Annotated in this window: 21 protein-coding genes; 10 read left to right on the top strand and 11 right to left on the bottom strand. The window is 75.5% G+C overall.

The window, feature by feature from the left end:
• Nucleotides 1-219 precede the first annotated feature (219 nt).
• The 8 genes from G1H19_RS07175 to G1H19_RS07140 all read right to left on the bottom strand — a co-directional run bounded on the left by G1H19_RS07175 (nucleotide 220) and on the right by G1H19_RS07140 (nucleotide 7,729).
• The gene (locus G1H19_RS07175) at nucleotides 220-756 is read right to left on the bottom strand and encodes an MOSC domain-containing protein (RefSeq protein ID WP_174278025.1); all 537 of its coding nucleotides are present in this window, start codon (nucleotides 754-756) and stop codon (nucleotides 220-222) included.
• On the bottom strand, nucleotides 753-1,373 hold the full coding sequence (locus G1H19_RS07170; RefSeq protein WP_235928035.1) for an energy-coupling factor transporter transmembrane component T: 621 nt from the start codon (nucleotides 1,371-1,373) through the stop codon (nucleotides 753-755). The genes G1H19_RS07175 and G1H19_RS07170 overlap by 4 nt, the downstream gene beginning before the upstream one ends.
• A 22-nt stretch (nucleotides 1,374-1,395) precedes the next feature.
• Nucleotides 1,396-2,136 (bottom strand): energy-coupling factor ABC transporter ATP-binding protein, encoded by a 741-nt coding sequence (locus G1H19_RS07165; protein ID WP_235928034.1) that lies wholly within the window; start codon nucleotides 2,134-2,136, stop codon nucleotides 1,396-1,398.
• Nucleotides 2,133-2,696, bottom strand: a complete 564-nt coding sequence (locus tag G1H19_RS07160) for a biotin transporter BioY (protein WP_162392668.1) — start codon at nucleotides 2,694-2,696, stop codon at nucleotides 2,133-2,135. Before G1H19_RS07160 ends, G1H19_RS07165 begins: the two co-directional genes overlap by 4 nt.
• Before the next feature lie 163 nt (nucleotides 2,697-2,859).
• Nucleotides 2,860-3,267: a globin gene (locus G1H19_RS07155; protein WP_152728302.1), complete on the bottom strand. Its 408-nt coding sequence runs from the start codon at nucleotides 3,265-3,267 to the stop codon at nucleotides 2,860-2,862.
• Nucleotides 3,264-4,553 carry an MFS transporter gene (locus G1H19_RS07150; protein ID WP_162392667.1) on the bottom strand — a complete coding sequence of 430 codons (1,290 nt, stop codon included), beginning with the start codon at nucleotides 4,551-4,553 and terminating at the stop codon, nucleotides 3,264-3,266. Before G1H19_RS07150 ends, G1H19_RS07155 begins: the two co-directional genes overlap by 4 nt.
• Nucleotides 4,550-5,572: a mechanosensitive ion channel family protein gene (locus tag G1H19_RS07145; RefSeq protein ID WP_152728304.1), complete on the bottom strand. Its 1,023-nt coding sequence runs from the start codon at nucleotides 5,570-5,572 to the stop codon at nucleotides 4,550-4,552. The genes G1H19_RS07150 and G1H19_RS07145 overlap by 4 nt, the downstream gene beginning before the upstream one ends.
• Nucleotides 5,573-5,647: 75 nt before the next feature.
• Nucleotides 5,648-7,729: a prolyl oligopeptidase family serine peptidase gene (locus G1H19_RS07140; RefSeq protein WP_152728306.1), complete on the bottom strand. Its 2,082-nt coding sequence runs from the start codon at nucleotides 7,727-7,729 to the stop codon at nucleotides 5,648-5,650.
• A gap of 143 nt (nucleotides 7,730-7,872) precedes the next feature.
• Between G1H19_RS07140 and G1H19_RS07135 the strand changes: the two genes are divergently transcribed.
• Entirely contained in the window at nucleotides 7,873-8,484 is a 612-nt protein-coding gene (locus G1H19_RS07135; protein WP_174278024.1) for an HNH endonuclease, read from the top strand.
• Between the two features lie 194 nt (nucleotides 8,485-8,678).
• Entirely contained in the window at nucleotides 8,679-9,296 is a 618-nt protein-coding gene (locus tag G1H19_RS07130; protein WP_152728308.1) for a hypothetical protein, read from the top strand.
• Between the two features lie 9 nt (nucleotides 9,297-9,305).
• Here the strand turns inward: G1H19_RS07130 and kynU are convergent, their stop codons facing one another.
• Nucleotides 9,306-10,586, bottom strand: coding sequence for a kynureninase (gene kynU / locus G1H19_RS07125; protein ID WP_162392666.1), 1,281 nt, complete (start codon nucleotides 10,584-10,586; stop codon nucleotides 9,306-9,308).
• 60 nt (nucleotides 10,587-10,646) lie between these two features.
• Between kynU and G1H19_RS07120 the strand changes: the two genes are divergently transcribed.
• From G1H19_RS07120 to G1H19_RS07110, 3 genes are all read left to right on the top strand, one after another.
• The gene (locus G1H19_RS07120) at nucleotides 10,647-12,080 is read left to right on the top strand and encodes an amidase (RefSeq protein WP_162392665.1); all 1,434 of its coding nucleotides are present in this window, start codon (nucleotides 10,647-10,649) and stop codon (nucleotides 12,078-12,080) included.
• Nucleotides 12,081-12,161: 81 nt separating this feature from the next.
• Nucleotides 12,162-12,620: a hypothetical protein gene (locus G1H19_RS07115; protein ID WP_152728310.1), complete on the top strand. Its 459-nt coding sequence runs from the start codon at nucleotides 12,162-12,164 to the stop codon at nucleotides 12,618-12,620.
• A gap of 61 nt (nucleotides 12,621-12,681) precedes the next feature.
• Entirely contained in the window at nucleotides 12,682-13,134 is a 453-nt protein-coding gene (locus tag G1H19_RS07110) for a DUF5130 family protein (RefSeq protein ID WP_152728312.1), read from the top strand.
• A 146-nt stretch (nucleotides 13,135-13,280) separates the two neighbouring features.
• Here G1H19_RS07110 and pepN read toward each other — a convergent pair whose 3' ends face one another.
• A complete protein-coding gene (gene pepN / locus G1H19_RS07105) occupies nucleotides 13,281-15,830 on the bottom strand; it encodes an aminopeptidase N (RefSeq protein ID WP_162392664.1) in 2,550 nt (849 codons plus the stop codon).
• Between the two features lie 131 nt (nucleotides 15,831-15,961).
• Between pepN and G1H19_RS07100 the strand changes: the two genes are divergently transcribed.
• Genes G1H19_RS07100 through G1H19_RS07080 form a run of 5 tightly spaced genes read left to right on the top strand, consistent with a single transcriptional unit; the run spans nucleotide 15,962 to nucleotide 19,304 of the window.
• Nucleotides 15,962-16,627: a mycothiol-dependent nitroreductase Rv2466c family protein gene (locus G1H19_RS07100; RefSeq protein ID WP_152728314.1), complete on the top strand. Its 666-nt coding sequence runs from the start codon at nucleotides 15,962-15,964 to the stop codon at nucleotides 16,625-16,627.
• Nucleotides 16,628-16,679: 52 nt separating this feature from the next.
• Nucleotides 16,680-17,447 (top strand): SDR family oxidoreductase, encoded by a 768-nt coding sequence (locus tag G1H19_RS07095; RefSeq protein WP_152728316.1) that lies wholly within the window; start codon nucleotides 16,680-16,682, stop codon nucleotides 17,445-17,447.
• 56 nt (nucleotides 17,448-17,503) lie between these two features.
• Nucleotides 17,504-17,995: a ribose-5-phosphate isomerase gene (locus G1H19_RS07090; RefSeq protein WP_152728318.1), complete on the top strand. Its 492-nt coding sequence runs from the start codon at nucleotides 17,504-17,506 to the stop codon at nucleotides 17,993-17,995.
• A complete protein-coding gene (locus G1H19_RS07085; RefSeq protein ID WP_162392663.1) occupies nucleotides 17,992-18,591 on the top strand; it encodes a hypothetical protein in 600 nt (199 codons plus the stop codon). The genes G1H19_RS07090 and G1H19_RS07085 overlap by 4 nt, the downstream gene beginning before the upstream one ends.
• 56 nt (nucleotides 18,592-18,647) lie before the next feature.
• Complete coding sequence (locus tag G1H19_RS07080) at nucleotides 18,648-19,304, top strand: enoyl-CoA hydratase/isomerase family protein (protein ID WP_162392662.1); 657 nt, start codon at nucleotides 18,648-18,650, stop codon at nucleotides 19,302-19,304.
• A gap of 22 nt (nucleotides 19,305-19,326) precedes the next feature.
• Here G1H19_RS07080 and G1H19_RS07075 read toward each other — a convergent pair whose 3' ends face one another.
• Nucleotides 19,327-20,568 carry a GNAT family N-acetyltransferase gene (locus G1H19_RS07075; protein ID WP_162392661.1) on the bottom strand — a complete coding sequence of 414 codons (1,242 nt, stop codon included), beginning with the start codon at nucleotides 20,566-20,568 and terminating at the stop codon, nucleotides 19,327-19,329.
• Nucleotides 20,569-20,621: the final 53 nt, after the last annotated feature.

Genomic DNA, 20,621 nt, shown 5'->3' with positions numbered 1-20,621 from the left:
AGCCGGTGAAGGGATCACCAGGGAGACGAGCAGGCCCTGCGGATGTGAGGTGAGCAGCGGCTGTGTTGGGCACAACATAGGGGCAGCTAGGAACCCAACTACCAAATACCTGTGAAGACCCACCAGGCGATCTGGACTTTCACCACAGATGTCGCCACTCCTGTCCCGGGGCTCCCACCCGTCTCTCCTGGCTCGTGCGGGAGGCTGCCGACAGGTGTCTCAGTCGAGGGCGACGATGCGGGGCACCGGCCGGGCAGCGCCGACGGGTGCGCCGCGCCGGGCCGCCGCCGCGTCGTCGACGACGGCGACCGGCGCGCCCTCGACGAGCCGGCCACCGGCGAAGACGGCGGCGTTGACGCCACCGCGGCGCAGCATCGGGCGCACCAGGCGCGCGCCGGTGAGCCGTTCCAGGTGCGCGCACGGCGGGCAGCGCTTCATGCCGAAGAGCAGCACGTCACCGACGGTGAACCACCGGCCCACGAGGTCCGGCAGGTCGATGCCGCCGGTGACCAGGTTGCGGCGGGTGTCCCCGGGGCCGAGCGGCACGCCGGCCTCCGCGGCCGCCTCGGCGACGGCGTCCGCGTCGATCAGGGTCAGCTGCTTCTCCAGGTCCGGGTAGCCGGCCCAGGTGCCGCCGCCGAGGGCGTACCGGTCACCGGCCAGGCCCAGACCGGCCACCGCGTCGGCAGCCGGCACCCGCCGCATCGGCGCCGCGGCCACCGGGGTCAGCCAGATCTGCTGCAGCACCCCGCTCACCGCGCACCCGCCCGGGGGCGGCGCGCCGGGTCGTCGGCGCCGCGGGCGTCCAGTGCCTCGCTGAGCGTGTGCGCCAGCTGCAGCACCTGCACCAGCAGGGGCACCGTCGTCGTCGCCCACGCCCGGATGCCGCGCGCCGAGCCGCCCCGGGCGGCCTGGGCCTCGCGGATGCGCGCGGCACGCTCGGCGATCACCGGGACGAAGCGCAGCGTCATGGCGATGACCAGACCCACCCGCTCGGGGCGCACGCCGAGCACCCGCAGCGGCGCGCACAGCCACTCGACCACGGCCACCAGCTCGCCCACCCGGGTGGTGGCGGTGACCACCGCCGCGGCGGTGACCAGGCTGAGCAGCCGCAGCAGCACCACCCCACCGGTGGCCACGTCGCTGACGAGTGCGTAGTAGGCCAGCAGCAGCACCAGCACGGGCAGCACGGGGCGCACCTGCCGCCACAGCAGCCGGGCCGGCAGCCGGGCGGCGCCCAGGCCGGTGACCAGCACGCCGGCGAGTGCGCCGATGCCGACGGGCCAGGTCGGCACGGCGAACAGCAGCACGCTCAGCGCGGCCAGCGCAGCCAGTTTCAGGCCGGCCCGGGCGCGGTGCACCGGACTCGACACGGGGTGGTAGAGCCCGATCACCTCAGCGCCCCGACATGAGGTCGAGGTAGGCGGCGACCGCGTCGTCGGGCGGAGCGTCGGCGACGACGGTGCCCCCGTCGAAGACCAGCACCCGGTCGAACCCGGCGAGCAGCTCCAGGTCGTGGGTGACCACCACGACGTGCTGGTCCAGTTCGGCGATCACCCGGGCCACGCGCCGCTTGTTGGCCAGGTCCAGCAGCGTCGTGGGCTCGTCGAACACCACCCGCGCCGGGCGCATGACCAGCACGCCGGCGATGGCCAGCAGCTGCTTCTGCCCGCCGGAGAGCAGGTGCGCCGGGTGGTCGCGGTGCCCGGCCAGGCCGTAGCGTCCCAGCACCTCGGTGACCCGCTCGGCGCGCTCGCCGGCAGCGACGCCCAGGTTCTGCAGGCCGAACTCGACGTCCTCGGCGACCGTGGGGTGCACGATCTGGGCGTCCGGGTCCTGGAAGACGAAGCCGACCCGGCGGCGCACCGCCCGCAGCTGGGTGGCGGTGCTCAGCCCGTCGACCAGCACCTCACCGGCCGTGGGCAGGGCCAGGCCGTTGAGCAGCCGGGCGAAGGTGCTCTTGCCCGACCCGTTGGCGCCGATCACGCCGATCTTCGCCTCGGTGAGGGTCAGGTCCAGCCCGCGGAGCACCTGCCGGTCGCCGTAGGCGTGTGCCACCCCCCGCAGCTCGACGGCCCCGGTCGTGACGGGGCCGTCCGGTGCCGCGGCCGGGGTGGTCCGGCGGCGCAGCCTCACCGCGCCGACGACACCCGCCCGGGGGTCTCGATCACCGGGTACGCCCGGCGCACCTGGACGGCGACCACCGAGGCGATGACCGCCTTGAGCGCGTCGCCCGGCAGGAAGGCGAACGAGCCGGTGAAGGAGGCGGTGAGCGAGACGCCCTCGGCGTAGACCGGGACGAACGGGATGCCGATCGCGTAGACCACGAGGATGCCGCCGACGACGTTGGCCACCAGCGCCCAGGCCAGGTTGTACCGCGTCCAGGTGGCCTGGGTGATCAGGCCGACCACGAAGGCGCCGACCGGCCAGGAGTACAGGTAGCCGGCGGTCGGCCCGACGAACACGCCGAGCCCGCCGCTGCCGCTGGCCAGCACGGGCGCGCCGACGGCGACGACGGCGAGGAACACCAGCATCGCCAGGGCACCGCGCCGGGCGCCGAGCACGCTGCCGGCGAGCATCACGCCGAGGGTCTGGGCGGTGATCGGCACGGGTCCGACGGTGATGCCCGGCAGCAGCCCCAGCACGGCGGTGATCGCGGCGAACAGGGCGACGTGGGCCAGGTCCTTGGTCGTCACGGCGGCGTCTCCTCGGGCTGGGTGGTGCTCGGCGTCGTCCGCGGGAAGGTACCGGAGCGCCGGCTGTGCCCGGGCTGCACGGTCCCCGGACGGCGCTGCAGCCACTGCACGCCACCCGTCCGGGTGTGGCTACAGCCACTGCACCGACCCAGGACGGGCGTCGTCAGCGGTTCTGCATGCTGTGCGCGGCCATCCGCAGGTAGTCCCACAGCGTGCGGTCCTGGGCCGGGGTCAGCTGCAGGGAGTCCACGGCCGCGCGCATGTTGGCCAGCCACGCATCCCGCTCGGCCGGGCCGATGGCGAACGGGGCGTGCCGCATCCGCAGCCGGGGGTGCCCGCGCTGCTCGGAGTAGGTGCGCGGCCCGCCCCAGTACTGCACGAGGAAACCGCGCAGCCTCTCCTCGGCGGCCTCCCACTCGTCCGGCGGGTACAGCGGCTCCAGCACCGGGTCCTGCCGAACCGAGGCGTAGAAGTGGGCGACCAGCCGGCGGAAGGTCTCCGCGCCGCCGACCTCGTCGTAGAACGTGGCTGCCGGGGTGCCCGAGGCGGGGGCGCTGCTCGACTCGGTCATGCCCCCGATGGTCCCGTAGCAGCGGGCTCGGCGCCCGCGCGGGGGCGGGTCCGCACCAGCGCCACGAGCGGGGCGAGCACCGCCAGCAGCCCGAGCGCACCGCAGCCGGCCACGACGGTGCTGGGCAGGGCGGCCTCCGCCGCCAGGCCGGCGAGCACGATGCCCAGCCCCTGGCTGCCGCTGAGCCCGGCCACCGCCACCCCGAAGGCGCGACCGCGGAACTCGTCCGGCACCGCCTGCACGAACGCCACGTTGAGCGGGATGGTCCACGAGCCGCCGATGCCGGCCAGCACGAACAGCGCCGTGACGGCCACCACGGTGGGTCGGCCGTCGGGCAGCACCCGCGGGGCCAGTCCGGCGAGCAGCACGCTGGTCAGCGACAGCAGGACCAGCGGCACCAGCAGCGCCTCCCGCCGGCGCGCGGAGCAGAAGCGACCGACCAGCACGCCGCCGACGACGGTGCCGGCGGAGGAGGCGGCCACCAGCACCGAGGCGGTCCGCGAGCCGCCGCCGAACTCGTCGGACAGGCCCGAGGCGAGGCCGGTCGGCGCGTCCAGGAACAGGCAGCCCAGCCACAGCACGCCCACGATCGCCAGCAGGCGCGGCGCCCGGGCGACGAAGGCCAGCCCGGCCGCGGTGTCCGACCACACCGAACCGGCGTCCCCGCTCTCGGGCGCCGGGGCCGGGCGGCGGACCAGGCCGCGGCTGACCAGCGCGGCCGAGGCGGCGTAGGCGCCGGCGGCCACCAACAGCGCCGCCGAGGCCCCGTAGGCGTGCACCAGCACGCCGCTGAGCAGGAAGCCGACCACCTGGACCAGTTGCAGGGTGACCCCCTGGACCGACGTGCCGACAGCGTACCGGTCGCCCTCGAGCACGACGGCGCTCAGCGCCGAGCGCGCCGACTCGAACGGTGGCGCGCACAGCGAGGCCAGCAGCATCAACCCGATCAGGACCGGCAGCGGCACGCCCGGCACGGCCATCACCGCCACCAGCACGGCGCGGGCCACGTCGCTGGTGATCATCACCCGGTGCCGCGGCAGCCGGTCGGCCAGCGAGGACAGCACCGGCCCGCCCAGCACCCACGGCAGGTAGCTCACCCCGAAGGTGACCGCGGCCAGCAGTGCCGAGTCGGTGCGTGCGTAGACCAGCAGGGTCAGGGCCAGCCGGGCCAGCTCGTCGCCCAGGGAGCTGGTGAGCACCGAGCCGAACAGCGTCCGGAACTCCGCGACGGCGAAGACCTCGCCGTAGGTGGTGCGCCGCTCGCGCGTCGGCGGCCGGTGCGTCACGGGGCGCTCCCGGCGGCCGGGGCGGCGCCCATCAGGGCCGGCGGGGTCCGGATGCCCTCGACGGCGAACCGCTCGGTGAGCCGCATCCGCAGCTCGCGGGCGATCCGCCACTGGTCGGCGTTGGTGGTGCGCACGACCAGCCGCATGCTGATGCCCTGCGGGGTGATCGTCTCCACGCCCAGGGACTCCGGCGCGGCCAGCAGCAGCGCACCCCAGGCGTCGTCGGCGGCGAGCCCGTCGGCCACCTCCTGCATGACCGTGCGGCAGCGGTCGAGGTCGGTGTCGTGGGCCACCGGCATGTCGATGACCACCTGCGCGTAGCCCTGGCTCTTGTTGCCCACCCGGAGGATCTCGCCGTTGCGGGCGTACCAGACCACGCCGTTGACGTCGCGCAGCCGGGTGATCCGCAGCCCCACGCCCTCCACCGTCCCGACCGCCTCCCCGAGGTCGACCACGTCACCGATGCCGTACTGGTCCTCCAGGATCATGGCGATCCCGGCGATGAAGTCCTTGACCAGGTTCTGCGCGCCGAAGCCCAGCGCCACGCCGATCACCCCGGCGCTGGCCACGATGGGCGCCAGGTCGATGCCCAGCTCGCCGAGCACCAGCACCACGGCGATCCCGAGCAGCAGGAAGGACGCCGTGCTGCGCAGCAGCGAGCCGATCGCCTCGGCCCGCTGGGTGCGCCGGGCGCTGGCCTGCTCGGCCACCTCCTGCTGCGCCTCCGGGGAGCGGCCCCGGCGGGCGCGCAGGATGGTCGGCACCTGGCCGCTGGCGGTCTGGTCGGTGAGCCGGTGGATGGCCCGGTGCACCAGCAGCCGGACGACGACCGTCACCACGACGATCAGCACGATCCGGGCCGGGACGGCGATCAGCGTCTCGGCGTTGGCGGCGAGCCACGCGCTGCCGAACAGCTGGTAGACGCGGGCGCAGAGCGAGGTGGCGTCGGTGGCGACGCAGGACGGCACGGTGGAGAGCGTGTCCGTCGCGGCAGCGATCACCGAGAGCGATCCGTTCATCACGGGCAGTCTTACAGGTGGGTCCAGCACCCCGCGCCACCGACCCCGGGAACCGCTGCTCGCAGCGGCGCGCTCTCAGCCGGGCTGTGCCACCCGCAGGCCGGTGTGCTCGGCGAGGAACGCCAGCTGGTCGGCCGACAGCCCGACGGTCCGGCTCACCGCGCGGGCGCCGTGCCCCACCGCGACCTCCCGGCGCAGCACGACCGGGGCCGGCCCCGCGGTGGCGTGCTGCAGCGCGGCGGCGAGCTTGCGGGCGTGCAGCGGGTCGACCCGGGTGTCGGACTCGAAGGTCGTGAACAGCACCGCCGGGTACGCCGTGCCCTCGGTGACGTGGTGGTAGGGCGAGTAGCCCAGCAGCCAGCCCAGCTCCTCGGGGTCGGCCGCGGTGCCGTACTCGTCGTTCCAGGTGCGCCCCAGGCCGAACAGCTCGTAGCGCACCATGTCCAGCAGGGGCGCGCTGCAGACCACGGCCGCGGCCAGGTCCGGGCGCTGGGTCAGCGTCGCGCCGACCAGCAGCCCGCCGTTCGACCCGCCCATCACCGCCAGCTGCCGGTGCGTCGTCCAGCCCTGGGCCACCAGGTGCTCCCCGGCGGCGGCGAAGTCGTCGAACACGTTCTGCTTGCGCTCGCGCATGCCGGCGCGGTGCCACTGCTCCCCGTGCTCGGAGCCGCCGCGCAGGTTCGCCACCGCCCACACCCCGCCCGCGGCCACCCAGGCCAGCGCCGTGGCCGAGTACCCGGGGGTCAGCGACACGTTGAAGCCGCCGTAGCCGTAGAGCACCGTCGGCCGGGGCTCGTCGGCCCGGCCCGCCCCGGACAGCACGAACAGGTGCACCGGGGTGCCGTCGGCCGAGGTCGCGTGGGTCTCGGTCACGGTCAGCTCGGGCACGTCGCCGGCGACCGGCGCCTGCTCCCAGGTGGTCAGCGCCGCCGGGTCGCCGGCGTCCCAGGCCAGCACGGACGGCGGGGTGGCGTAGTCGGTGAACCCGACCCAGGCCCCGGTGCCACCGGTGGGCCGGGACACCACCCCGGACACGCTGCCCGGCGGCAGCGCCGGCACCGCGTGCAGCTCGCCGCCGCCGTCGCCGTCCCACACCGACAGCCGGTCGGTGGCGTCGACCGAGTGCACGGCCAGCACCTGCAGCCGCCCGTCCGGTGCGTCCACCAGGGCGACGTCGGACAGCACCCCGTCGGCCGACTGCGGCACGACGTCCCGCCAGGCGGCCGGTGCCCACGTCGCCGGGTCGGTCGGGTCGGCGACGGCCAGCCGCCAGCGCGGGGCGTCCCGGTCGGTGAGCAGCCACAGCCGGCCGTCCCGGGCCACCCACGCCGAGGTCTGCGCGTCCACGCCGACCTGCAGCTCGCGCAGCGTGCCGTCCCCGGCGAGGTCGGCGACCCAGACGTCGTCGCGGGGGGCGGTGCCGACGGAGCGGGAGACCACCAGCCAGCGGCCGTCACTGCTGGTGCGGGCGCCGAAGTAGCTGGCCGGGTCGCTGCCCTCGCCGTGCACGAGCACGTCGGTGGCCGGGTCGGCGCCCACCCGGTGCCGCCACACCCGGCGGTGGAATTGCTCCTCGCCGTCCGGCACCAGGTCCGGGGCCAGTCGGCGGACGTAGAACAGCTCCTCCCCGCCCGGCAGCCACGCGACGGGGGAGTAGCGGCAGCGGTCGACCGGGCCGTCCAGCAGCTCGCCGGTGGCGACGTCCAGCACGTACAGCGCGGACTCCTCGTCCCCGCCCACCGACACCTGGTAGGCCAGCCGGTCGCCCTCGGTGGAGGGGGACCAGGCGTCCAGGGTGGTGGTGCCGGCCGGGTCCAGCTGCATCGGGTCGACCAGCACGCGCACGGTCCCGTCGGGCTCGGTCACCCGCAGCACGGCGTGCTCCTGGCCTGGGTCGCGGCGGGTGGAGAAGGCCCGCCCGCCCCGCCACACCGGCAGCCCGACCGCCCCGGCCTGCACCAGCTCGGCCAGCCGCTGCGCCAGGGCGGGCCGGGCGGGCAGCCCGCCCAGCAGCTCGGCGGCGAGCTCGTCCTGGGCCTGGGCCCAGGCGACGGTGCGCGGGTCCGCGGCGTCCTCCAGCCAGCGGTAGGGGTCGGCCACCGCGTGGCCGTGCAGGTGGTCGACGACGTCGGTCCGGGGGGCCTCGGGGTACGGCATCGCCCGACCGTATCCGCCGCCGCCGCGCGGCCGTCGGGTGCAGGTGGGCGAACACACGAGCGAACCGGCGCCGCGACAGGTCAGAATGGGGGCGCCCGCGGGTCTGCAGCACCCCGGAGGCCCGGGGCACTCGGAGGTGTCCCGTGCCGCTCACCGCACTCGGGTCGTCGTCTGCGCCGGGCCCGTCCGGCTCGCGGCACGACCCGCACGCCGGTCCCCGCACGCCTGCGCAGGCGGCCGCCACCACCGCGGCGGCCCTCGTGCTGAACGCCACCTACGAGCCGCTGGGCGTGGTGTCCAGCCGCCGGGCGATCGTGCTGGTGCTGGCCGCGAAGGCCGAGCCGGTCGACGTCACCGACGACGTGGTGCACGCCGAGACGCTGGCCATGGCGGTGCCGGTGGTGGTGCGGCTGACCCGCTACGTGCGGGTGCCCTACCCGGTGTCGGTGCCGCTGTCGCGCCGGGCGGTGTTCACCCGCGACGGCCAGACCTGCGTGTACTGCGGCAGCTCGGCCACCAGCATCGACCACGTGGTGCCGCGCAGCCGGGGCGGCACGCACACCTGGGACAACGTGGTCGCCGCGTGCCGGCGGTGCAACCACACCAAGGCCGACCGCTCGCTGGCCGAGCTGGGCTGGGTGCTCGACCAGCCACCCGGTGCGCCCAGCGGCGCCGCCTGGCGGCTGCTCGGCCACCGCACCGTCGACCCCCGCTGGCGCACCTGGCTCGGCATGCCGGACTCGGTCAGCGCCTGACGGACCTGCCTGTCCGGGGGCTCGCGGCGGCCCCGGCAGGAGGGCCGGGCGGCGGCCCGGCGCACCCGTGCCCGACGGGCGGGTGGGGCGGGCGGGACGGGCGGGGCGCCGCCGGTGGTCGGCAGGTGGGCCCGTGTGGTGTGCTGCCGCCGCCCCGGGTCCACCGGGTGTCCGCGCCCGCCCCAGGAGAACCGATGCTGCGCCGCCTGTCCCTCGCCGTCCTGCTCGCCGTGGGCGTGGTGCTCGTGCCCGGGAGCGCCTCGGCGGCCCCGCAGCCGCCGCCGTCGGCCGACACGTACACCAGCTACTACGGCTACGCCAGCGTCGCGCTGTCCGACGGGCGTACCGCGCAGGTGTCGCTCAGCCGGTACCGCGCGGGCGTGCGCGACCCATGGCGGGGGTTCCTGTACGTCGTCACCACCGGAGCCTGCGGCAGCGCCTGGTGCCCCCTCGTCACCGGCTCGCTCGAGCTCACCGGTGACCAGGTGCGCGTCGACCGGCAGCTGCAGTCCGCCTCGGTGACCGGGGTCGCGTTGCCCCTCGGTGCCGCGTACCTGCCGGGGCAGCCGGTGGGGGCGCCGGTCACCGTGACGGCGTCGCTGACCTTCACCGGCGTCGGTGCCCTGACCCGGGACACCTACGGCGGCAAGGTCTGCGGCAGCGGCGAACCCTGCCTGCACTCGCTGCGCGTCGACGCCAGCCGCGCGGCGACCGCCCAGCTCACCCTCGGCACCCTGACCGGCTCGGGCGACGGGGCGCTCACCCGAGGCTGGTCGCTCGACGTCCAGCGGCCGATCGTGGTGCCCGCCTGATCCCACTGCTCACGTGACGCGGGTGCGCTCCGCGGGGAAGGACTCGTGCGCGCCGGTGGCGAGCACGTCGCGCAGCCGCTCCATCGCGTCCCAGACGTCGACGAACCGGGTGTAGAGCGGCGCCGGGCCCAGTCGCAGCCGGTCCGGCGTCCGGAAGTCCGGGACGACGCCGCGCGCGATCAGCGCCTGGGTCAGCTGCCAGGCGTGCGGGTGGGCGAGGCTCACGTGCGCACCGCGCCGGGTGGCGTCCCGCGGTGAGGCGAGGGCGACGCCGTGCTCGGCCAGCCAGGCGTCGGCGAGGGCGACCAGCAGGTCGGTGAGTGCCCGGCCCTTCGCCTGCACCCGCTCGATGCCGGCCTCGGCGACCAGTGCCACGCCGACCTCGACGGCCGCCATGGCCAGCACCGGCGGCGTGCCGACGGCGAACCGCTCGATGCCCGGCGCCGGGTCGTAGACCGGCCCCATCTCGAACTGGTCGGCGGCACCGAACCACCCCCAGATCGGCTGGCGCAGCTGCTCCTGCAGCTCCCGGCGCACGTACAGGAACGCCGGCGCGCCCGGGCCGCCGTTGAGGTGCTTGTAGGTGCAGCCGACGGCGAGGTCGGCCCCGGACGCGCCGAGGTCGGCGACCACCGCGCCCGCGGCGTGCGAGAGGTCCCAGACCACCAGCGCACCGGCCTCCCGGGCCAGCGCGGTGACGGCGGCGACGTCGACCAGCGCGCCCGAGCGGTAGGCCACCTGGGACAGCACCAGCACCGCCACCCGCTCGTCCAGCGCCGCGGAGAGCACGCCGGTGTCCAGGCCCTCGTCGATGTGCGCCGGCACCTCGCGCACCTGCATGCCGCGCTGCGCGGCGACCCCGGCGACCACGTACCGGTCGGTCGGGAAGTCGTCGGCGCAGCAGACCAGCACGTCCCGCCCGGGGCGCGCATCAGCGGCAGCCACCAGCAGCTTGTACAGGTCGACCGATGTGGTGTCGCTGATCATCACCTCGCCGGGCCGCGCGCCGAGCACCCCGGCAGCCAGCGCGTCGCCGATCCGGGTGGCGTGCTCCACCCAGCCCGACCAGGAGCCGACCAGGCCCTGCGCCCACTCCTGCTCGGCGACCCGGGCGAGTGCGGCGGGCGTGTCCCGCGGCATCCGGCCCAGTGAGTTGCCGTCCAGGTAGAGCACCCGGTCCGGGCCCTCGTCGTCGGTGCCGGTGAACCGGGCCCGGAAGCAGGCCAGCGGGTCGGCGTCGTCCAGGGCGGCGGCCGCGGCGCGGGTCGGGACGGCGCTGGTGGTGTGCACGCCGGCATCCTCCCCCGGCGGGTGGTGGGGGCTGCTGGGCGGCCGATAGCGTCCGAGCCCGTGACCGCCACCGGTACGCAGCTGCACCACCTCACCGCCCTGGAGCAGGCCGCCGCCGTCCGGGACGGGACGGCGAGCCCGACCGAGCTGGTCGAGCACCACCTGGCCCGGATCGACGCGCTGGACTCCGGCCTCGGCGCCTTCATGACGGTGACGCCGGAGCGGGCGCTCGCCGCGGCCCGCGAGGCCGAGCGCCGGGTGCTCGCCGGGGGAGCGCTGCCGCCGCTGCTCGGCGTCCCGACCGGGATCAAGGACCTCAACCTCACCGCCGGGGTGCGCACCACGTTCGGGTCGGCGGTGATGGCCGACCACGTGCCGGACGTCGATGACCACGTGGTCACCGCCCTGGCCGACGCCGGCACCATCAGCCTGGGCAAGACGAACACCCCGGAGTTCGGCTTCCCCTGCTACACCGACAACGACGTCGCCGGCCCGGCCCGCTGCCCGTGGGACCCCTCCCGGCTGGCCGGTGGGTCCAGCGGCGGCGCGGCGGTGGCGGTGGCCGCCGGGATGCTGCCCTTCGCGCAGGGCTCGGACGGCGGCGGGTCCATCCGCATCCCGGCCGGCATCAACGGCCTGTTCGGGATCAAGCCCAGCCGCGGCCGGGTCAGCAGCGCGCCGCTGGGCGGGGAGGTCACCGGCCTGGGCGTGCTCGGGCCGATCGCCCGGACCGTGCGTGACGCGGCCGCGATGCTCGACGCCATGGCCGGCCCCGTCGTCGGCGACCCGTCGTGGGCGCCGCCGCTGCCCGCGGGGGAGACCTTCCTGGGGTACGCCGACGCCCCGGTGCGCCGGCTGCGGATCGGCCGGTACCGGGACTCCGGGATGCCCGGGGCCGAGCTGGACCCGGAGGTGCTCGCCGCCTTCGAGGACGCCTCGGCGCTGCTGGCCGACCTGGGGCACGAGGTGGAGGACCTGCCCGCCGCCCCGCTGACGCCCGCCGTGCTCGGCGCCTTCGAGACCGTGTGGTCGCTGTCGGGCACCACGCTGCCGGTGCGGCCCGGCCAGGAGGCCCGGCTGCGCCCGCTCACCCGGTACCTGCGCGAGCGCGGTCTGGCCCTGTCCGCGCAGCAGGCCATGGAGGCGATGTGGTCGCTGCGGGTGTTCGCCCGCCGCTTCCTGCAGGCCACCCAGGGCTGGGACGTGCTGCTCGCGCCGATCTGCACGATGACGCCCCGTCCGCTGGGCTGGTTCGACGGCGACGGCGACGGCGCCGCGGACTTCGAGCGGCAGAAGCGCTACGCCGCGTTCCCCGCGATCTACAACGTGACCGGGCAGCCGGCGGTGAGCGTGCCGCTGTCCTGGGCCGGCGACGGCCTGCCGATCGGCACCATGCTGGTGGGTCGGCCGGCCGACGAGGCGACCCTGATCGGGCTCGCCGCAGAGCTCGAGGCCTCGCGTCCCTGGGCCCACCGGCACCCGGCGATGTGGTGACCGCCCCGGCGTGACCCGACTCGCCGCAGACGTGCGGCGACACGTCCGGCGTCACACAGCCGCTCTCGGTATGTTGCGCGGGTGAGCGTGGCAGAGACGTTGATCATCTATGCGGGCATCCCCCTGGCGCTCATCCTGGTGGTGACGCTGCTGACCGTCGCGCGGAGCTCCGGGCGGCCCCCGCGCTACAAGCCCGGCACGCCCTGGGAGTACGAGGACGTCTGGTACGAGCCGCACCCCGAGCCCGGTGCGCACGGCGGCTCCGGCCACGCCGGTGAGCTGATCACCGGCCACGGCGACTCGGCCCACCAGGGCGGGACGCTGCACGGCGGCGGAGAGCACGTGCAGCCCGGCGCGCTGGCCTCCGCGCTGGCCATCGGGGAGACCCCGCACGGCGAGCACGGCTCCACCGCGCTGAGCAGCGGCGGGTCCTCGGCCCCGGGCAGCCGCTCCACCGGTGGCGCGACCGCGATCGGCGCCGGCGGGACCGGCACCCTGCCGCGCCGCACCGCGGCCGGCGGCGCGCGCGGCACCTGGTGAACACCGCACCGGTCCGCAGCCCCGCCCGCCCCACCACCGCACGTCCGACAGGAGCGACCCGATGTCCCTGAACCAGGTCGGTGCCGACGGTCACACCTCGACCGAGCACACCGCCAACTCGATCTTCGACGACGCGACGTCCGGCCCGTTCAGCCTCAAGGACCTGGCCCGCCTCGACGAGGCGCTGACCATGGCCTCGCGGGAGACCGGGCTGCGCTTCACCCTGTTCATCGGCCAGCTCGGGGCGGACACCCGGGCGACGGCGGAGGACCTGCACGCCCGCTCCCGCGGCGACACCACCGAGGCGGTGCTCGTGGCCGTGTCCCCCGGGCAGCGGGTGCTCGAGGTGGTCACCGGCACGCACGCCGCGCGCCGGCTGCCCGACCGCGCCTGCGCCCTCGCGGTGCTGTCGATGACGAACTCGCTGTCCTCCGGCGACCTGGTGGGCGCGATCGTCAACGGCCTGCGCCAGCTCTCCGACCAGGCCGGCCGGCCCAGCCCCGCCCGGCACTGAGGACCGGCCCCCTCGCCCCCACCCCTCTCGCCCCCACCCCTCGCAGGCTCGGGGCGGGACCCTGCGAGGGGGCAGGCCGGTCAGCGCCGGCCGACGGAGGCCCCGTCCCCACCAGGGGGACGGGGCCTCCGTCGCGTCAGGGCTGTTCAGCCGGCGGCGGCGTCCCGGCGGCGGGCGAACAGCGAGCGCAGGATGCCGTCCCGGCCCTCGCTGACCAGCCGGCGCAGCGGCGCCGGGTGGCTGGGGTCGGCCAGCCACGCGTCCGCCGCGTCGACGGTGTGCGGGTCGACGACCGGTGGGAACAGGTACTGCACTGCGTTCTTCGCGATCTCCCCCGGGCGGCGGTCCCACAGTGGCCGTACGTCGGCGAAGAACCGGTCGACGTAGGACGCGGTGAGCTCCCGCTGCGCGGGGTGCCAGAACCCGGCGACCATCGCCTCGTGCGTGGAGTTGGCGATCGACTCGTCGTGGAAGGCCCGCTGCCACGTGTCGGCCTTGGACTCCGCGGTCGGCCGCAGCGCCCGGCTCGTCGCCGTGCGCCGCACGCCGGTGGCGGTCGCGTCCCGGGCGGCCTCGGCGTCGATCTCGGCGTCCCCGGCCTCGCCGATGGCGACCAGGCCCTGCAGGAACGCCCAGCGGGCGTCGGCGTCGACGGTCAGCCCGGGCAGCTCGGTGCTGCCGTCCAGCAGGCCGCGCAGCACGTCGGCGTGCTCGGCGGTGCGGGCGGCACCGGCGAAGGTGCGCGACCACTGCAACTGGGTGTCGGTGCCCGGCTCGGCCGCCCGCAGCGCCGCCAGCGCCTTGTCGGCCAGCATCGTCCAGCCGGTCGGGGCCCACGCCGGGTCGGCGTAGGACGACAGCGCCGACTGCACCCGGGCCAGCAGCGACTGCACCACGCTGACCTCGGACTCGGCGTCGATGCCGGCCAGCACCAGCTGCACCCAGTCGCGGGCGGGCAGCTCGCCGTCCCGGGTCATGTCCCAGGCCGCCGACCAGCACAGCGCGCGCGGCAGCGAGTCCGGGATCTCCCCGATCCGGGCCCGCAGCGTGGCCAGTGACCGCTCGTCCAGGCGCAGCTTGGCGTAGGTCAGGTCGTCGTCGTTGACCAGCACCAGGTCGGCGGCCGGGTGGCCGGCGAGCTCGGGCACCTCGGTGCGCTCACCGGAGACGTCCAGCTCGACCCGGTGCGTGCGGGTCAGCCCGTCCGGCCCGGAGGTGTAGAGCCCGACGGCCAGCCGGTGCGCCCGCAGCACCGGGTGCGCGGGCACCGCGGTCTGCTCGATGGCGAACGAGCGGTAGCGGCCGTCGTCGTCGAGGGTGGACACCGGGCGCAGGGTGTTGACCTGGCTGGTCTGCAACCACTGCGCCGACCACTCGGACAGGTCGCGGCCGGTGGACTCCGACAGCGGGCCGAGCAGGTCGGCGAGCGTGGTGTTGCCGTACTCGTGCTTGCGGAAGTAGCGCCGCACCCCGGCCAGGAACTCCTCGCGGCCCACGTAGGCCACCAGCTGCTTGAGCACCGAGGCGCCCTTGGCGTAGGTGATCCCGTCGAAGTTCACCTCGACCGCCGCGACGTCGACCATGTCGGCGGCGATCGGGTGGGTGGAGGGCAGCTGGTCCTGGGCGTAGGCCCAGCTCTTCTCGGTGTTCGCGAACGTCGTCCAGGCGGTCGTGTACTCGGTGGCCTCGGCCTGGCACAGCGTGCTGATGTAGGTGGCGAAGGACTCGTTGAGCCACAGGTCGTCCCACCAGCGCATGGTGACGAGGTCGCCGAACCACATGTGCGCCAGCTCGTGCAGGATCGTCTCGGCCCGGCGCTCGTAGCGCGCGCGGCTGCTGCGTGACCGGAAGACGTAGTCCTCCAGGAAGGTGACCGCCCCGGCGTTCTCCATCGCCCCGGCGTTGAACTCGGGGACGAAGAGCTGGTCGTACTTGTCGAACGGGTACGGGTACTCGAAGACCCGGTGGTAGAAGTCGAAGCCCTGCTTGGTGACGGCGAAGATCTCCTCCGGGTCCAGGTGCTGGGCCAGGCTCGCCCGGCAGTAGATGCCCAGCGGGATGCCGTCGTGCAGGTCGGTGACCTTGGCGTAGGGCCCGGCGACCAGCGCGACCAGGTAGGTGGAGATGCGCTTGGTCGGCTCGAAGTGCACCAGCTGCGCACCGGCGGTGCCGGCCTCGATGGTGCGCCCCCCGGTGTTGCTGACCACCTGCCAGTCGAACGGCGCCGTGACGTGCACGGTGAACACCGCCTTGAGGTCGGGCTGGTCGAAGCAGGCGAACATCCGCTTGGCCTCGGCCGGCTCGAAGTGGGAGTACAGGTAGACCTGGTCGTCCTCCGGGTCGTGGAAGCGGTGCAGGCCCTCGCCGGTGCGGGAGTACCGGCAGTCGGCGGTGACCACCAGCTCGTTGAGGTCGGCGAGCCCGGGCAGCGGCAGCCCGTGCTCCTCGGTGTAGGTGCCGACGTCCAGCTCGCGCCCGTTGAGGGTCGCCGAGAGCACGCGGTCGGCGACCAGGTCGATGAACGTGTCGGCGCCGGGGGTGCGGGCCTGGAACTGGACCGTGGTGGTCGAGCGGAAGGTGTCCACCCCGGCACGGCCGGCGCCGTCGGTGACGTCCAGCTGCAGGTCGTAGCTGTGCACCGCCAGCAGCTGGGCGCGGGCGGCGGCTTCGTCGCGGGTCAGGTTGGGTACGGCCACGCTGCGAGCTTCCCACGTCCCACCGACGCCGCCGGGTGCCGGTGCGCGCGGGAATGCCGCGCCACCGGTGTGACTTGCTCGCTGCGAGCGGACCGCGCCCGGCGGTCTCCTGGACCGAGGAGCAGACCGAGATGACCGAAGCAGTGCAGAGCGCCCCCGTGCAGGCCCGCGTCGACTTCTGGTTCGACCCGCTGTGCCCCTGGGCCTGGCTGACCAGCCGCTGGGTGCTGGAGGCGGCGAAGGTGCGCGACATCGACCTGCACTGGCACGTCATGAGCCTCGCGGTGCTCAACCGCGGCCGGGACCTGCCGCCGGAGTACCAGGAGATGATGAGCAAGGCGATCGGCCCGGTGCGGGTGGCGATCGCCGCCGAACAGCAGCACGGGGCCGGCGTGCTCGGCGACCTCTACACCGCCATGGGCACCCTGCGGCACCACGAGGGCGTCGAGCTGGACGAGCTGGTCGCCCCCGCGCTCGAGCGGGTCGGCCTGCCGGCGTCGCTGGCCGAGGCCGCCACCTCCACCGCGTACGACGAGGCGCTGGAGAAGAGCCACCACGCCGGCATGGACCCGGTCGGCGACGACGTCGGCACCCCGGTGATGCACATCGACGGCGTGGCCTTCTTCGGCCCGGTGATCAGCAAGGTGCCCACCGGTGAGGACGCCGGCAGGGCCTTCGACGGCGCGGTGCTGCTGGCGAACCTGCCGGACTTCTGGGAGCTCAAGCGCACCCGCAGCACCGGCCCGGACATGGACTCGGTGCCCGCCGACACGCTGCAGCTCACCGCCCGCTCCTGACGGAGCCACCGCGGGCCCGGTGGCCGTGGGGCCGGTGAGGCATCCTGGGCCGATGCCGACCCCCCGTCAGAAGATCGTGATCACCGGGGCGAGCTCCGGCCTCGGGATGGGCCTGGCCCGCGCCTTCGCCGCCCAGGGCCGTGACCTCGCGCTGCTCGCCCGCCGCCGCGAGGTCCTCGACGAGCTCCGGGACGAGCTGCTCGCCGCTCGTCCCGGGGCCACGGTGGTCACCGCCGCCCTGGACATCGACGACCCGGAGGCGGTGGCCGAGGTCGTCCCGCGGGTGGTCGCCGAGCTGGGCGGGGTCGACCGGTTCATCGCCAACGCCGGGCTCGGCAAGGGCGGGTCGGTCGGCACCGGGCACGCCGCGGCCAACCGCCAGGTGCTGGTCACCAACGTGCTGGGCACGCACGCCTGCTGCGAGGCCGCGGTCGCGCTGTTCCGTGCCCAGGGCCACGGCCACCTCGTGGTGCTGTCCTCGGTGGCCGGGGTGCGGGGCATGCGGGGCAGCCGCACCGCCTACGCCACCTCCAAGGCCGCCGACGCGGTGCTCGCCGAGGGCATCCGCGCCGACCTGCTGAGCTCCCGGGCCACCCGCGGCATCCGGGTCACCACCATCCACCCGGGCTACATCGCCACCGCCATCAACGAGGGCCGGCGCGGGCCGTTCACCACCGACCTCGACACCGGGGTCGCCGCGCTCACCGCGGCCATCGAGCGGGAGCCGGTGCGGGCCTACGTGCCCGAGTGGCCCTGGCGCGCGATCGCCGGGCTGCTCCGCGTGCTGCCGCTCCCGCTGGCGGCCCGGGTCAGCAACTGACCCGGCGCCCGCCGTCCCCGCGGCGGGCGCCGGCCGGCGTGCGCCAGAATGCCCCCATGCGCGTCTTCCTCGGTACCGACCACGCCGGCCTCGAGCTCAAGGCGCACCTGCTCCAGGTGTTGAGCGACGCCGGCCACGATCCCGTCGACTGCGGCGCCTTCACCTACGACGCCCAGGACGACTACCCACCGTTCTGCTTCGCGGTCGGCGAGCGCGTCGTCACCGAGCCGGGCAGCCTGGGCGTGGTGATCGGCGGCTCCGGCAACGGGGAGCAGATCGCGGCCAACAAGGTGCCCGGCGTGCGTGCCGCGCTGGCCTGGAACCGGGACACCGCCGAGCTCGCCCGCCAGCACAACGACGCCAACGTGGTGGCGGTCGGCGGCCGGCAGCACACCGTCGAGGAGGCCACCGAGCTGGTGCTGCTGTTCCTGGGCACGCCGTTCAGCCAGGACGAGCGGCACGTGCGCCGGATCGGGCTGGTCAGCGACTACGAGCGGGACCGGCACCGGCCGGCGGGAGGGCTGCCCACCACCGACGAGCCGCGGTGACCCCGGACGGCCTCCGGGCCGTGGCCGCGGCCGCGCAGGAGGTGCTGGCCCGGGTGCCCGACGTCACCGCGCCCGTCCCGGCCATGGGCACCGACGTGGCCGGCGTCGTCGGGCACGTTTCGTCCTGCCTGGCCTCGTACGCCCTCGACCTGGCGGCCGGGCCGGTGCGGGTGGATGCCGTGCGGATCGGCACCCGGACGGGCGCGCCGGTCGGCCACCTGCTGTCCGCCCTGGGCTCGGCGGCCGAGGTGCTCGCCCGCACCGTCACCACCGCCGGGCCGGCCGAGCGGGGGTGGCACGAGTGGGGCTGCCCCGACCCCGCCGGGTTCACCGCTCTGGGCTGCGCCGAGCTGCTGCTGCACACCGACGACGTGGCCGGTGCGCTCGGCCTGGCGTGGACGCCACCGGCCCCGGTCGTGGACGCCACGCTCACCCGGCTGTTCCCCTGGGTCGACCCTGCCGACGCCGTCGCCGGGCCCTGGGCGGCGCTGCGCTGGGCGACCGGGCGCGGCGAGCTGCCGGGCCGGGACCCGGTCGCCGGCTGGCGCTACCACCCCGCGCCGCTCACCGAGTGGGACGGCCGCGTGCCCCGCTGACGCGGGCGGGCACACTCAGCGGGCCCGACCGACCCGACCCACGAGAGGCCCTCCCCGTGCCCCAGCTCACCCGGCAGGACGACGTCTGGACCCTGGACCTCGGCGACGACGAGAACCGGTTCGGCCACGGCTGGCTGGACGAGGTCGGCGCCCACCTGGACCAGGTGGAGGCGGCCGGCGGTCCGGCGGCGCTGGTGACCACCGGCACGGGCAAGTTCTTCAGCAACGGGCTGGACCTGGACTGGCTGCTCGGCCACCCCGAGGACCACGCCGGCTACGTGGCCCGGGTGCACCGGCTGCTGGCCCGGGTGCTGACCCTGCCGGTGCCCACGGTCGCGGCGGTCAACGGCCACGCCTTCGGCGCCGGCGCGATGCTGGCCGTGGCGCACGACCAGCGGGTCATGCGCACCGACCGCGGGTTCATCTGCCTGCCCGAGGTGCACATCGGCATCCCGTTCACCCCCGGCATGGCCGCTCTGCTGCAAGGCGCGTTCGACCCGCGCACCGCCCGCACCGCGATGTTCACCGGCCACCGGTACGGCGGGCCCGAGGCGCTGGCCGCGGGCATCGTGGACGCCGTCGCCGAGGCCGACGCGCTGCGCGCCTCCGCCACGGCGCTGGTGGCCCCGCACACCGGCACGGCCGGTGCGACGCTGGGCAGCATCAAGGCTGTCGTGCACGCCCGGGCGTCGGCCGCCCTGCTGTCCGACTGAGCCGCGGCCGTGCCGGCGCGGGTCAGAACATGTCCGGGCACCAGGGGGTGACCGGCCAGCGGAAGGCGGCCGAGGCCAGCGTCACCGCACCCGGGCTGACCTCGCGCACCCGGCCGGCGGCCTGCAGCGTGGCCAGCGAGACCCCGCCCAGGTAGGCCGCCGACAGCGCCTCGATGCCGATCACCAGGTCGGGGTCGCGGTCGGTCGCCCGGCACACGGCCCCGGCCGGGTGCCCGCTGAGCCGCCAGCGCCCGGTGTTCCAGGCGCAGGTGTCGTCCTGCACCTCGAACACGAGGTCGATCGGGGTGGGGTAGCGCCGTGCCTCCAGCGCGCGGTCGACGTCGACCAGCCGCACCCACAGCGCGTCGACCGGCTGGGCGTGCAGCGCCCGCGGGTCGGCCAGCAGGTGCCGCAGCGGGTCGTCGTCGCTGCTCATCGGGGCCCGCACGGTGCGCACCAGGTCGTGGCCGAGCAGGTACTGCCACAGCGCGGCGTACGCCGCGGGCGTGGCGGCCCGCACCTCCTCGACCGTGAGCACGCCGTCGGGCTCGTTGCCCTCGGTCCACACCGCCTTGAGCCGGTAGGCGGCGTACCCGGTGACGGTGCCGTCGGTCTCGGTGTGCAGCACGTACTGGCGCGCGGTGGCGCCGTCGCGGTCGGCGGGGTCGTCGCGCAGCCGGCGGTCCCACCAGCGGTCGTCGCGCTCCAGGTTGCCCGGCACGTCCCTGCGCAGCCGGTCGTACAGCGGCACCGCGGCCTCCCGGTAGGCCTGCTCCTCGACCAGCCGGACCCGGCCGGTGCCGGTGTCCACGTCGCGCCGCAGGTGCAGCCGGGTGGGGTCGCCGCGCCAGGCGCCCCGCCAGGTGGCGGCCGCGTAGCCGAATCGACCGTAGATGCCGGCCTCCGCCGCCCAGAGTGCCGCGACCGGCTCCCGCTGGGCCTCGTGCACGGCGTCCAGCTGGCGCCGCATGAGCGCGCGCAGCACGCCCCGCCGGCGGTGGCTGGGCGCGACGGTGATCCAGGTGATGCCGGCGGTGGGCACCACCGCGCCGGGCACCGTCATCTGCAGGCTGTAGATGCCCGAGGTGGCCACCACGCGGTCCTCGTCGAACAGCGCCAGCGAGCGGTCCAGCTCCGCGGTGGGCGGCGGGGTCTCCAGGTAGGGGCCGGAGGGCACCTCGCCGAACGTGGCGTACATGGCGCCGTCGAACCGGGGCCACTCCTCGGCGGTGATCGGGCGCAGCTGGTCCTGGAGATCGGTCACGTCGCGTGTCTACCGGCTCGGCACGACACCGCGCCATCGGGTTCCGGCCGCGG

Origin of the sequence: Goekera deserti, assembly GCF_010685995.1 — a bacterium.
In the GTDB taxonomy this organism is placed as follows: domain Bacteria; phylum Actinomycetota; class Actinomycetes; order Mycobacteriales; family Geodermatophilaceae; genus Goekera; species Goekera deserti.
Note: the sequence above shows the minus strand (reverse complement) of the source record. Positions and strands in the feature narration are given on the sequence as shown.

What these genes read in the sequence shown, in the direction of transcription:
- G1H19_RS07155 (WP_152728302.1), bottom strand. Translation starts at nt 3,267, where the DNA reads ATGACCGAGTCGAGCAGCGCCCCCGCCTCGGGCACCCCGGCAGCCACG.
- G1H19_RS07145 (WP_152728304.1), bottom strand. Translation starts at nt 5,572, where the DNA reads ATGAACGGATCGCTCTCGGTGATCGCTGCCGCGACGGACACGCTCTCC.
- G1H19_RS07140 (WP_152728306.1), bottom strand. Translation starts at nt 7,729, where the DNA reads ATGCCGTACCCCGAGGCCCCCCGGACCGACGTCGTCGACCACCTGCAC.
- G1H19_RS07130 (WP_152728308.1), top strand. Translation starts at nt 8,679, where the DNA reads ATGCTGCGCCGCCTGTCCCTCGCCGTCCTGCTCGCCGTGGGCGTGGTG.
- G1H19_RS07110 (WP_152728312.1), top strand. Translation starts at nt 12,682, where the DNA reads ATGTCCCTGAACCAGGTCGGTGCCGACGGTCACACCTCGACCGAGCAC.
- G1H19_RS07100 (WP_152728314.1), top strand. Translation starts at nt 15,962, where the DNA reads ATGACCGAAGCAGTGCAGAGCGCCCCCGTGCAGGCCCGCGTCGACTTC.
- G1H19_RS07095 (WP_152728316.1), top strand. Translation starts at nt 16,680, where the DNA reads ATGCCGACCCCCCGTCAGAAGATCGTGATCACCGGGGCGAGCTCCGGC.
- G1H19_RS07090 (WP_152728318.1), top strand. Translation starts at nt 17,504, where the DNA reads ATGCGCGTCTTCCTCGGTACCGACCACGCCGGCCTCGAGCTCAAGGCG.